The 13,016-nt window shown below is 40.6% G+C and carries 12 protein-coding genes; 9 read left to right on the top strand and 3 right to left on the bottom strand.

The window, feature by feature from the left end:
* Positions 1-60: 60 nt before the first annotated feature.
* The 3 genes from Bovatus_RS05630 (at position 61) to Bovatus_RS05620 (ending at position 1,766) form a co-directional block, all read left to right on the top strand.
* Positions 61-864: an outer membrane protein assembly factor BamD gene (locus tag Bovatus_RS05630; RefSeq protein WP_004299990.1), complete on the top strand. Its 804-nt coding sequence runs from the start codon at positions 61-63 to the stop codon at positions 862-864.
* A gap of 14 nt (positions 865-878) precedes the next feature.
* Positions 879-1,214: a DNA-directed RNA polymerase subunit omega gene (locus Bovatus_RS05625; protein WP_004299989.1), complete on the top strand. Its 336-nt coding sequence runs from the start codon at positions 879-881 to the stop codon at positions 1,212-1,214.
* Positions 1,215-1,322: 108 nt separating this feature from the next.
* Positions 1,323-1,766: a DUF4293 domain-containing protein gene (locus Bovatus_RS05620; protein ID WP_004299988.1), complete on the top strand. Its 444-nt coding sequence runs from the start codon at positions 1,323-1,325 to the stop codon at positions 1,764-1,766.
* A 132-nt stretch (positions 1,767-1,898) separates the two neighbouring features.
* On the opposite strand, the gene Bovatus_RS05615 is transcribed toward Bovatus_RS05620, so the two are convergent.
* Both Bovatus_RS05615 and Bovatus_RS05610 read right to left on the bottom strand, forming a co-directional pair.
* Entirely contained in the window at positions 1,899-2,633 is a 735-nt protein-coding gene (locus tag Bovatus_RS05615; protein ID WP_004299987.1) for a porin family protein, read from the bottom strand.
* Between the two features lie 7 nt (positions 2,634-2,640).
* The gene (locus Bovatus_RS05610; RefSeq protein ID WP_004325724.1) at positions 2,641-4,407 is read right to left on the bottom strand and encodes a LysM peptidoglycan-binding domain-containing protein; all 1,767 of its coding nucleotides are present in this window, start codon (positions 4,405-4,407) and stop codon (positions 2,641-2,643) included.
* Positions 4,408-4,565: 158 nt separating this feature from the next.
* Between Bovatus_RS05610 and uvrA the strand changes: the two genes are divergently transcribed.
* From uvrA to Bovatus_RS05595, 3 genes are all read left to right on the top strand, one after another.
* Entirely contained in the window at positions 4,566-7,391 is a 2,826-nt protein-coding gene (gene uvrA, locus Bovatus_RS05605; protein WP_004303626.1) for an excinuclease ABC subunit UvrA, read from the top strand.
* Positions 7,392-7,495: 104 nt separating this feature from the next.
* Positions 7,496-7,975, top strand: coding sequence for a Cys-tRNA(Pro) deacylase (gene ybaK / locus Bovatus_RS05600; RefSeq protein WP_004309260.1), 480 nt, complete (start codon positions 7,496-7,498; stop codon positions 7,973-7,975).
* Positions 7,976-8,073: 98 nt separating this feature from the next.
* Complete coding sequence (locus Bovatus_RS05595; protein WP_004299982.1) at positions 8,074-9,588, top strand: peptide MFS transporter; 1,515 nt, start codon at positions 8,074-8,076, stop codon at positions 9,586-9,588.
* 73 nt (positions 9,589-9,661) lie between these two features.
* On the opposite strand, the gene Bovatus_RS05590 is transcribed toward Bovatus_RS05595, so the two are convergent.
* Positions 9,662-10,159: a GNAT family N-acetyltransferase gene (locus Bovatus_RS05590; RefSeq protein WP_004299981.1), complete on the bottom strand. Its 498-nt coding sequence runs from the start codon at positions 10,157-10,159 to the stop codon at positions 9,662-9,664.
* Positions 10,160-10,323: 164 nt separating this feature from the next.
* Between Bovatus_RS05590 and Bovatus_RS05585 the strand changes: the two genes are divergently transcribed.
* The 3 genes from Bovatus_RS05585 to Bovatus_RS05575 all read left to right on the top strand — a co-directional run bounded on the left by Bovatus_RS05585 (position 10,324) and on the right by Bovatus_RS05575 (position 12,922).
* Complete coding sequence (locus Bovatus_RS05585) at positions 10,324-10,650, top strand: PadR family transcriptional regulator (RefSeq protein ID WP_004299980.1); 327 nt, start codon at positions 10,324-10,326, stop codon at positions 10,648-10,650.
* Positions 10,651-10,671: 21 nt separating this feature from the next.
* Positions 10,672-11,769 (top strand): PspC domain-containing protein, encoded by a 1,098-nt coding sequence (locus Bovatus_RS05580; protein ID WP_004299979.1) that lies wholly within the window; start codon positions 10,672-10,674, stop codon positions 11,767-11,769.
* A 154-nt stretch (positions 11,770-11,923) separates the two neighbouring features.
* Positions 11,924-12,922, top strand: a complete 999-nt coding sequence (locus Bovatus_RS05575; RefSeq protein ID WP_052587989.1) for an MBL fold metallo-hydrolase — start codon at positions 11,924-11,926, stop codon at positions 12,920-12,922.
* The last annotated feature ends 94 nt before the right edge of the window (positions 12,923-13,016 follow it).

Genomic DNA, 13,016 nt, shown 5'->3' with positions numbered 1-13,016 from the left:
CACAGATTAATTGCTAAATTCCCAGCGAATAAGTAACTTTGCGCATTATTTTTAAATAGGATGAAGAAAAATATCATTATAACTTTGCTTGCGGCGGCTACTCTTACATCATGTGGGGAGTATAATAAATTGCTGAAAAGCACCGATTACGAATACAAGTACGAAGCCGCCAAAAACTATTTTGCGAAGGGACAGTATAATCGTTCAGCTACGTTGCTGAATGAGTTGATAACCATTCTGAAAGGAACCGATAAAGCGGAAGAATCTTTGTATATGTTGGGAATGAGCTACTATAACCAGAAAGATTATCAGACAGCTGCCCAGACATTTATCACCTATTTCAATACATATCCTCGTGGTACTTTTACTGAACTGGCACGTTTCCATGCAGGTAAGGCTTTATTCCTGGATACTCCGGAACCACGTTTGGATCAGTCAAGCACTTATCAGGCTATCCAGCAGTTGCAGATGTTCATGGAGTATTTCCCGAACAGCACAAAAAAGCAGGAAGCACAGGATATGATTTTTGCTTTACAGGATAAGCTGGTTTTGAAAGAGCTTTATTCAGCAAGGCTATATTATAATCTGGGTAATTATTTAGGCAATAACTATGAGTCTTGTGTAATCACAGCTCAAAATGCATTGAAGGATTATCCTTATACTGATTATCGTGAAGAACTTTCCATTTTGGTTCTGCGTGCAAGACACGAAATGGCTATCTATAGCGTTGAAGACAAGAAGATGGATCGTTACCGCGAAACGATTGATGAATATTACGCTTTTAAGAATGAATTTCCTGAAAGTAAATATTTGAAAGAAGCCGAGAAGATATTCAATGAATCACAAAAAGTAATTAAAGACTAAATTTAAATAGATTTATGGACTACAAAAAAACGAATGCTCCTGCTACAACAGTAACCCGTGACATGATGGAACTCTGTGCTGATACAGGTAATGTTTATGAAACAGTTGCCATTATTGGTAAGCGTGCTAATCAGATCAGTGTAGAAATCAAAAACGATCTTTCTAAGAAACTGGCAGAGTTTGCTTCTTACAATGACAATTTGGAAGAAGTGTTTGAAAATAGAGAGCAAATCGAAATTTCTCGTTATTATGAGAAATTGCCGAAACCGGACTTGATTGCTACGCAAGAATACATCGAAGGGAAAATATATTATAGAAATCCGGCTAAGGAGAAAGAAAAACTTCAGTAATTTATTTTCTGACGAAGAATTTGATAGTCAAGTAGTAAGTGGGATGATGATCCCTGCTCCTTATTGCTTGGCTATTATTGTTTAACTCAACTACTATTTAGAATACTTATGATTCAACGAATTCAAACTGTTTATTTATTGATTGTTGTAGGATTGCTGATTACAGCCATGTGTTTGCCGATGGGCTACTTCATTGATGCAATGGGAGAACATCCTTTTAAGGCATTAGGATTGGAAGTAAACGGTGCTATTCAGTCTACATGGGGCTTGTTCGGAATTCTGATGGTTAGCACCATCGTGGCTGTGGCAACTATCTTTTTATATAAGAACCGTATGTTGCAGATTCGCATGACAATTTTCAATAGCTTATTATTAGTAGGTTATTACATTGCTGCCCTTGCTTTTTATTTTGCATTGAAGAATGATGAAAATATGTTCCGTATAGGCTGGGCATTGTGTTTGCCGCTTGTTTCCATCATCCTGAATATACTGGCTATCCGTGCTATCGGACGGGATGAGGTGATGGTAAAAGCTGCGGATAGATTGCGATAAAAAGGACTAAAGTCCCCAGAAATAGAAATCCCCGCTAATTCGTTTAGAGTTAGTGGGGATTTTTTAGTTCGTTATGAATGGGATTTTGTTTATAAATAAGAGGTTTTAATCTCTTCCTCCTTGAAAGAGGGGTTATTTCTTCAAATCAAATAAATATGTGAGCTTTATGGTAATGGTTCCATGCGCTGCACGGGCGAAATAATCTTTCTTAGTAGTGCTGTAGAAATCAGACAGGGCAAAGTAATAACGGCCTTCAACGATGAAGCTACCAGCTTTCTTTGTTCTAAGTTCTACACCACCGCCACCGGCAATACCATAGTCAAATTTATTTTGAATCTTAACTCCGTACAGGGCTTTCTGTGTATCAGATAAGCTATTCATATCAATACCTTTTATTGTTTCCGATTCACTGATTAGAAAGCTGATTTGAGGACCTGCATGGACAAAGAATTGCAATCCTCTGTCTCGTCCGAAAGCGAGGTGAGCGAGGAAAGGAATATCTATATAAGTCATTTTGCGGGTGTAAGTTTTAGTAGGGTCCTTCGAAGTGACTTCATATCCGTTGGCGTCCAGTGATATTGTTTCAAATAATTGGTCCCAGCCTCGTTGCGAGACATTCAACTCGACCTGTGCGCCACAAATCATGGCAAAATACTTCTCGGATATATAACGTGCTGTCAAACCTCCGGTAATTCCCATCAGGCTATTTTGCTTGATGGTGGGAGTAAAGGAAGCACTATTTAAATTGACACCTCCATTGATACCTACCGATAAATTGTTTCGTGCTTCTCCGATTTGAGCGACAGCAGGAAGGGCAAATCCTGTAAGTAGGAGTGTTGCGATCAAAAATGGTTTTATCTTTATCATTTTCGTATTATTCGAAGTCAAGTTTTACTAATTCAAAATTCTTAGTGAAACGTATGAAGAACACCTTTTTATTAATAAATCCTCCCCAGTTGTTTACACGCTCGAATTTGAATCCGGTCTGGATGGGAGTCAGGTTCATTTTAGGCAGATTGTTTTCCAGTTCCGAGCCATAAAGCGATAATCCTTTCAGGAAGAAGAAGCCGGTGTCAAAACCCAGCATTGCGTAATTAGGGTATTTGCTTGCCAAATCTTTGCTATACCATTTATGGTAAGCATTGGTAAACTGCACAGCTGCCGGGAACAACGTATTCGTATAGAATGAAGAATAGAAATATACATCCAATTCAAAGAAGTTTTCCAGATGATCTCTGGTATAGGTCTGCCATTCCGGATAGCCGAACAGATGAATATTCTCTGCAGGATTCTCTCTAACTAACAGCGTCAGTTGAGGAAGTATCTTAATTAGTAAGACGTTGTTGCCTGATGTCGGAATAAAGATGTTTTCTTTATCACTGCGGAGCGCTGCTTTCAACGTTTCTTTCGTTGCGCTTTCACTGACGGTTCTCATTGGAATTCCTTTACTTTTCAACTCTTGTTTCAAGCCGCTGATAAATTCCGCTTTCTCCTTATCAACGCTCGCCGGTTCTATGAAGATAACGTTTGCATTGGGGAATTGACGGGTGAAGTGCTCGTAAACTTCTGAATATAAGTAAGATTGAGGCGTGTTGATCTGATAAACTGCCGGATTATTGAATACCTCTTCTCCTTTTTGAGAGAAAGGAATCACCAGGCGTATGTCGTTCTTCTCTGCGAAGTCGGACAATGGCTTTATTTGATTCTGATGCATCGGACCGAAGATGATATTCATACTTTTCATCTCGTTCTTGGCAAGAATCGTATTTAATGTAGAAACCTCTTTTCCGCAATCATATACATATAGATCAAGAGAAATACCTGTACGTTTCAGACTGTCTACTGCCATCAGGAAACCTTCGTAATATTCCACCATGCGTTTGTCTTCCTGGAAAGGCAACAATAAAGCAGCTTTAATGGTAGACAGCTTTTGGGGAGTCTCTTTACTTTTGCGGAAAAGCTCGCTATTGCTGGGAGGAATAGCGTAAGGATCTTCCTTCTGTGTAGGTTGCACGGTCGTTGCTACCGGGTAAGGGATGCAAAGGAATTGTCCCTTTTTCATGCCTTTTTTCAGTTCCGGGTTAGCTGCAATTAACTCCTGCTCGCTGATTCCATATTCACGGCTCACGCTAAAAATAGTCTCTTTGCGTTTTACCTTATGCATATCCTTGCATTTCGGAACAACAGGGCCTTGAATGGTGGTCTGTTCGGTAGGCGTTTGAGTTGCAGTAGCAGTTTGCTCTTCTTTTTTCTGTGGAATCAGGATAACCTGTCCGATACGGAAATTTTCGGCACTCAAACCGGGGTTTGCTTCACAAATATCTTTGGCGGATACATTATACATGGTTGTCAGTTTGTATAGTGTTTCTCCGGCTTGAATCGTATGGAATGTTTCTCCCTTCTGACTCTCTTTTCCCGTAGGAATTTTGATTGTCTGTCCGGCATAGATCTTTTCGTCACAGCCCGGATTCAGACGTATGATGTCTGATGTAGTGACATTATACATCTTGGAGATGGAGTATAAACTTTGTCCTTTTTCGATGGTATGCAAGAAATATGATTGGTTTTCCTGTGCATAACTGATAGCATATGAAACGCTTATAAAAAGCAGAAATAAGAATATACGGTTTATCGGTTTCATCAAATTATAACTATTGGTTCTTGAAATCAAGGAACAAAGGTACAAATAATGCCCTATATCTTCATAAGATTTGAGTTAAGAAAATAATATTGTGCTTTTTTAGGAGCATATTTCGGGCGGAAACATTAATTTTGCAACATTTATGGAAGGATATGAATATGCAGGAAACAGAATATATTAATGTGTACGGTGCGCGCGTGCACAATTTAAAGGATATTGATGCCGAAATTCCCCGTAACAGTTTGACTGTTATCACCGGATTGAGCGGTAGTGGAAAATCTTCTTTAGCCTTCGATACGATTTTTGCCGAAGGGCAGCGTCGTTATATCGAAACTTTTTCAGCGTATGCCCGTAACTTCTTGGGCAATCTGGAACGTCCGGATGTCGATAAGATAACAGGTTTGAGTCCGGTTATCTCCATTGAACAGAAAACAACGAATAAAAATCCCCGTTCTACCGTAGGAACGACTACGGAGATATATGATTATCTCCGTTTGCTGTATGCCCGTGCTGGAGTGGCTTATTCGTATCTGTCGGGTGAGGAGATGGTGAAATATACCGAAGAGCAGATTCTGGACTTGATTCTGAAAGATTATAAAGGAAAGAAAATATATCTGCTGGCTCCGCTAGTTCGTTCACGTAAGGGACATTACAGGGAACTTTTCGAACAAATACGTAAAAAAGGATACCTGTATGTACGGGTGGACGGTGAAGTGCGTGAAATAACGCATGGCATGAAACTCGACCGCTATAAAAATCACGATGTAGAAGTGGTTATTGATAAATTAGTGGTAGCGGAGAAAGATGACCGGCGCTTGAAACAGAGTGTGGCAACCGCTATGCGCCAGGGAGATGGGTTGATGATGATTCTGGATGCCCAGTCTGAAAGTATCCGTCATTATAGTAAACGGCTCATGTGTCCTGTCACCGGATTGTCTTATCGTGAACCGGCTCCGCATAACTTCTCATTCAATTCACCGCAAGGGGCATGTCCGAAGTGTAAGGGATTGGGAGTAGTCAATCAGATTGATGTGGACAAAGTGATTCCCGATCGTGAACTTTCTATTTATGAAGGAGCGATAGCACCTTTGGGAAAATATAAGAATGCGATGATTTTCTGGCAAATCGGTGCTTTGCTCGAGAAGTACGACGCAACACTGAAAACTCCGATAAAGGAGTTGCCGGACGATGCGATTGATGAAGTATTGTACGGTTCTGACGAACGGATTAAAATCAAGAGTTCGCTGATCGGTACTTCCTCCGATTACTTTGTTACTTACGAAGGAGTGGTGAAGTATATTCAGATGTTGCAGGAAAAGGATGCTTCTGCAACAGCACAGAAATGGGCGGAACAATTTGCCAAAACAACGGTTTGTCCCGAATGTAAAGGGGCTCGTTTGAATAAAGAAGCTTTGCATTTTCGTATCCATGATAAGAATATCAATGAGTTGGCGAATATGGACATCAACGAGTTGTACGACTGGTTGATGAAGGTGGATGAGTTCCTGTCCGATAAGCAGAAGAAAATATCGGTGGAGATTCTGAAAGAGATTCGCACACGTTTGAAGTTCTTGCTGGACGTGGGTCTGGATTATCTGGCATTGAATCGTAGCTCTGTTAGTCTTTCCGGTGGTGAGAGTCAGCGTATCCGCTTGGCTACACAGATTGGTTCGCAATTAGTGAATGTACTTTATATTCTCGACGAGCCGAGTATCGGTCTGCATCAGCGTGATAATCTGCGTCTTATCAACTCGTTGAAAGAACTCCGCGACATGGGGAACTCCGTGATTGTAGTGGAACATGATAAGGATATGATGCTGGCTGCCGATTATGTCATCGATATGGGTCCGAAAGCCGGACGTCTCGGAGGCGAAGTCGTTTTCGCCGGAACCCCGCAGGAGATGCTGAATACAGATACAATGACTTCGCAATATCTGAATGGCAAGATGAAGATAGAAATCCCTGCCAAGCGTAGAAAAGGAAATGGGAAATCTATCTGGCTGAAAGGAGCGAAGGGGAATAACCTGAAGAATGTAGATGTTGAATTTCCGTTGGGTAAACTGATTTGCGTAACTGGTGTATCAGGAAGTGGAAAATCCACCTTGATTAATGAAACTTTGCAGCCGATTCTTTCACAGAAATTCTATCGTTCTTTACAAGATCCTTTGGAATACGATTCGATTGAAGGGTTGGAAAATATAGATAAGGTAGTAGATGTGGATCAATCACCTTTGGGACGTACGCCACGCTCCAATCCTGCGACTTATACCGGTGTGTTTTCTGATATCCGTAACCTGTTTGTGGGTCTGCCGGAAGCTAAGATTCGTGGTTATAAACCGGGACGTTTCTCCTTTAATGTTGCAGGTGGGCGTTGTGAAGCATGTACGGGAAATGGTTATAAGACGATTGAAATGAATTTCCTTCCTGACGTATATGTGCCTTGTGAGGTTTGTCATGGTAAACGTTATAACCGGGAAACACTAGAAGTGCGTTTCAAGGGAAAATCAATTGCCGATGTACTTGACATGACGATCAACCGTGCTGTGGAATTCTTTGAAAATGTGCCGCAAATCTTGAATAAGATTAAAGTCTTGCAGGATGTCGGACTTGGGTATATAAAACTGGGACAATCTTCTACCACTCTTTCCGGTGGAGAAAGCCAGCGTGTGAAACTGGCAACGGAGCTATCAAAAAGAGATACGGGCAAAACTCTTTATATCCTTGACGAACCGACTACCGGACTTCATTTTGAAGATATCCGTGTATTGATGGGAGTATTGAATAAGCTTGTAGATAAAGGTAATACTGTTATCGTCATCGAGCACAATCTGGATGTGATTAAAATGGCGGATTATATTATCGATATGGGCCCTGAAGGTGGTAAGGGCGGGGGAGAACTCCTTAGTTACGGAACACCGGAAGAAGTTGCGAAGAGCCCTAAAGGATATACACCTAAGTTTCTTCGCGAAGAGCTGGGTCTCTAATTTAAATCATAGAGTGCCAACTTATCGGACAATCTTCGATGAGTTGGCACTTATCATATCATATTCTTTATTTATCAGATATAGAACTTATAAATACAACGAAAATGAAAATCAATAAAACAAATGCCGCACGGCTGTTAGATAAAGCTAAGATAGCCTATGAATTAATTCCCTACGAAGTAGATGAAAACGACTTGAGTGCTGTTCATGTGGCAGCAAGTTTAGGAGAGAATATCGAGCAGGTCTTTAAAACGCTTGTTCTGCACGGCGATAAAAGCGGATATTTTGTCTGTGTCATTCCGGGAGAACATGAAGTTGATTTGAAACTGGCAGCTAAAGCTTCGGGTAACAAGAAGTGCGAGTTGATTCCCGTAAAAGAACTTCTGCCACTTACCGGATATATCCGGGGAGGTTGTTCGCCGATCGGTATGAAAAAGCATTTTCCTACTTATATTCATGAAACCAGCCAACAATTTCCGTATATTTATGTAAGTGCCGGTGTACGGGGACTTCAGATAAAAATAGCTCCGGAAGATTTGATTCGTGAATCCAGGGCGGAAATTTGTCGTTTATTTGAGGAGTAGTTTAACAAATCATTGTGCAAAAACTCGAGAAAAAGTATATATTTGCAAAATATATGTGGTATCGACCATTAAATCATTAATTTAATAATTTATATTCTATGTTTAACAAACACCCTAAAGGACTGATAGCAGCCGCTTTAGCCAATCTAGGTGAGCGTTTTGGCTTTTATACTATGATGGCTATCCTTGTGCTTTTCTTGCAAGCCAAGTTTGGAATGAATGGAAAAGAAGCAGGATTTATTTACTCAACTTTTTATTTTTCTATTTACATTTTGGCGTTGGTCGGAGGTATTATTGCCGATAAAACGAGGAACTACAAAGGAACTATTTTCACAGGAATTGTGTTAATGGCAGTTGGTTATTTATTATTGGCTATTCCATCTAAGACTCCGGTAGATAACAAGATGCTCTATCTGGTTATTACTTGTGCTAGTTTGTTTGTTATTGCATTTGGAAACGGATTATTTAAAGGAAATTTGCAGGCATTGGTAGGACAGATGTACGATAATCCTCAATATGCCAACATGCGTGACTCCGGTTTCTCTTTATTTTATATGTTTATTAATATCGGTGCTATTTTTGCTCCGTTTGCAGCTGTAGGCGTGCGTAACTGGTGGTTATCTACTTTCGGTTATAATTATGATGCTGACCTTCCTGCTTTGTGTCATGGTCAATTAGCAGGTACTTTGTCGCCTGAAGCTACTGAAACTTATCATACCTTAGTTACCAAAGCTTCTACTGCTCCTGTACAAGACTATACGGCTTTCGCTTCAGATTATTTGAATGTCTTTACTACTGGATTCCATTACGCATTCGGGGTAGCTATTATTGCTATGGCTATTTCTTTAACCATTTATTGGTTGAATAAGAAAAACTTCCCGGATCCCAGCAAAAAGACCGTTGCTTCTTCAGCATCTTCTACAGTTGTAGAAATGAGTGCACAGGAAGTAAAACAACGTATGTATGCTCTGTTTGCTGTATTTGGTGTTGTTATTTTCTTTTGGTTTTCATTCCATCAAAATGGTCTGACTTTGACTTATTTTGCGAAAGAATATACTGACTTGAATCTGTTTGGTATGCCTATTTCAGCAGAGCTCTTCCAATCGTTAAATCCATTTTTTGTAGTGTTCCTGACTCCGGTGATTATGGCTATTTTTGCAAGTCAGCGTAGACGTGGTAAAGAGCCTTCGACTCCTAAAAAGATTGCCATCGGTATGGGAATTGCTGCATTGGCATTTATTGTAATGGCAGTTGGATCTTATTTTGCTAATTTGCCGTTGCATGAGGATATTGTAGCTGTTGGAACTTCACCAGTGAAAGTTACTCCATTTTTATTGATGCTGACCTATCTGATCTTAACAGTAGCTGAACTGTATATCTCTCCTTTGGGAATTTCATTTGTGTCTAAGGTTGCTCCTCCTAAATATCAAGGTATTATGCAAGGAGGATGGTTGGGAGCGACAGCACTGGGTAATCAGTTGCTAGTGATTGGTGCTATCCTGTATGAATCAATTCCTATTTGGATGACATGGACTGTGTTTGTTGTAGCTTGTACGATTTCAATGTTTACAATGATTTTCATGTTAAAATGGTTGGAACGTGTAGCGAAATAAAATCCTGTCATTGACTAAATAACCAAAATGCCCCGGAACATTTATAATATTTGTTCCGGGGCATTTTGGTATATCAAATATCCAGTCCCATAATATAATCATTCATATAATACCCGTTACCAATCGGGAAATCACCTTCCCGCAACTTTCTCATTCCCATGTGCTCGTAAAACTGCAAAGCCTTATTATTACGATTTACGTTGAGCTCCATCAAACAAGGTTCCGGGTGTATTTCTTTGATACACTTGATTGCTTCCTTGAATAAAAAACTGCCGCAATGCGTGCCCTGAAAACGGGGGAGGACATATATCTTCTGAAGATGGAATACATCCTTTTCCTGTTGTTGAATGGAAACGTATCCGCATGGTTCATTCTCTTTATAAGCAATGGAGTACACATGTCCCTCTTCCTCCATTTGTTTGCGCACATTGGAAGGTGCATACATCCAGTCCATCATATAATCCAGTTGTTCGGGAGATAAAATTTCCTTGTAGGTGGCGGGGAATACCTCCTTTGCCATCTTATGAATAAGCTCGCAATCGGCTACCGTTGCTTTTCGAATTGTAAACATATGTATTTTCTATTTCTTGGTTTAACGGGCACAAATATAGCCATTATTTCTTTTTATAATAAGGTGGAGAGTCTCTAATGTTTTAATTATTATTAATTTATAGTACTTTGTAATGCAAGGTACTAAAGTAATGCATATATTTGTGCATCTAAAAGAAGTGAATAATGAAAGTAGACAATGTAAAATCACAGATGAGGAAAGGCATGCTTGAATATTGTATCATGCTTTTGTTGCACAAGGAGCCCGCTTATGCTTCTGATATTATTCAGAAATTGAAAGAAGCCCAACTGATTGTAGTGGAAGGCACCTTGTATCCATTGCTTACCCGTCTGAAAAATGATGACCTGTTAAGTTATGAGTGGGTAGAATCTACCCAGGGACCTCCCCGCAAATACTATAAACTCACTGAACAAGGAGAAGTCTTTTTGGGAGAGCTGGAAATTTCCTGGAAAGAACTTAACGATACAGTGAATCATATAGCCAATAGATAATCCGAAAAAGAAGAAATAAAAATGAAAAAGACATTGACCATAAATTTAGGAGGAATTGTCTATCATATAGATGACGATGCCTACCGACTGTTAGATAATTATCTGTCTAATTTGAAGCATTACTTTCGTAAACAGGAGGGTGCGGAAGAGATCGTAAACGATATTGAGATGCGTATTGCCGAACTGTTTGCAGAGAAAGTAACTGAAGGAAAACAGGTCATCACAGTTTCGGATGTAGAAGAAATTATCGCTCGTGTCGGCAAACCGGAAGACTTTGGAATTGCTGATGAGGATATGGACTCACAGAAAAGAACGGAACAAACATCGTCCGCTAATCAAGGCAGTACGCAAACCGCTGCTCAACGCCGCTGGTTTCGTGATCCGGATAATAAATTGTTGGGAGGCGTAGCGGCAGGGTTGGCAGCTTACTTCGGTTGGGATATCACATTAGTGCGTATATTGATGATTATCCTTGTATTTGTACCTTATTGCCCGATGATTATACTTTATATTATCGGATGGATCGTTATTCCGGAAGCCCGTACTGCCGCGGAAAAATTGAGTATGCGTGGAGAAGCAGTGACCATTGAGAATATTGGCAAAACAGTGACAGACGGTTTCGAACGTGTAGCGGACGGAGTTAACAACTATATGAACTCCGGCAAACCTCGTACCTTTCTTCAAAAGATAGGCGATGTATTTGTTTCCATTGCTGCTGTTCTCTTTAAAATATTTCTGGTAGCTCTTGTCATTCTCTGCTGCCCTGTCTTGTTCGTACTGGCCGTTGTACTGGTAGCACTGGTGTTTGCAGCAATTGCCGTGGCAGTTAGCGGAGGAGCACTGCTTTACGAGATGCTGCCTGCCATCGACTGGATGCCGGTTGCTTCCGTATCTCCAATGATGACACTGCTAGGTACGATTGCCGGAGTTGCCCTCATCGGCATTCCGTTAGGAGCTTTCTTGTATACTATCTTGCGGCAATTATTCCATTGGTCACCGATGGGAACGGGTTTGAAATGGTCGCTATTGATTCTATGGATATTGGGTGCAGTCATAATGATTATTAATCTTTCAGCTCTTGGCTGGCAACTGCCTTTGTATGGCTTGCACTGCTCTTAACGAAGTCTCATTCTATTAAAAAAGGATAATATTTATTCCTTTATAAGTAAATGTACCCCGATAGTGTGTCCGGGGTACATTTTTTGTTTACTCTAATTCATCGTAAATCGAGAAATTTTTAGTAAGTTTGTAAATACGTATTCAGGAAATAAAAATGGGTGAACATATATGCTTTAGGAGAAACGAACGTTTAGCGACAGTCAACCCTTATTGGAGAGGAAATCCGATGGTGCGCGGGCGTTTTTTTAATCGGCAGCATCGCTTCCGTCCGGGGATGGGGAGTGTACTGAAATGGCGTCTTTCGTCCAATCCCCAACGCAAAGAGAAGAAAACGGTGAAATGGGATCCAAAGGTTTGTTATCTCCGTTCATTGGATGCAGTGGTGGGAGATTCCCTGATATGGCTCGGACATAATTCTTTCTTTCTCCAGTTAGCAGGTAAACGAATCATGTTCGATCCTGTGTTCGGCAGTATTCCTTTTGTGAAGAGACAGAGCGAGTTTCCCGCTAATCCTGACATATTTACGGGGATTGATTATCTACTTGTCAGCCATGACCATTTCGATCATTTGGATAAACAGAGTATAGCCCGTTTACTGAAGAATAACCCGCAAATGAAACTCTTTTGCGGCTTGGGAACCGGTGAGCTGATTCAGGGATGGTTTCCCGAAATGAAAGTGATTGAAGCCGGATGGTATCAACAAATGGAAGATGAGGGATTGAAGATTACTTTTCTACCGGCACAACACTGGAGCAAACGTTCTGTACGTGATGGTGGCCAGCGACTGTGGGGAGCTTTCATGCTGCAAGGAAATGGAATTTCTCTTTATTATAGCGGTGATACAGGTTATTCCAGTCACTTCCGTGAGATTCCCGATCTGTTCGGAGCACCGGATTATGCTTTGTTAGGCATCGGGGCATACAAACCTCGCTGGTTTATGCGTCCCAATCATATATCGCCTTACGAATCATTGACTGCCGCCGGGGAAATGCATGCTGGGCTTACCATTCCCATGCATTATGGCACATTCGATTTGTCTGACGAGCCTTTGCATGATCCCCCGAAAGTCTTCGCAACAGAGGCTAAGAAACGGAAGATTCCGGTGAAGATTCCCTATTTGGGAGAGATTGTGAAATTGAATAAACAGAAATAATTAGATAAGTACCTGCTATGAATTAATCGTTATTTTTCTAGGTACGGATTTCACGGTTTTTAGTGTTGTTATTGTTGCAAAGTAACCGTGTTAA

Source organism: Bacteroides ovatus, from assembly GCF_001314995.1.
Classification (GTDB): Bacteria; Bacteroidota; Bacteroidia; order Bacteroidales; family Bacteroidaceae; genus Bacteroides; species Bacteroides ovatus.
The sequence above is the reverse complement of the archived record's forward strand: the minus strand, read 5'-3'. Positions and strand labels throughout refer to the sequence as shown.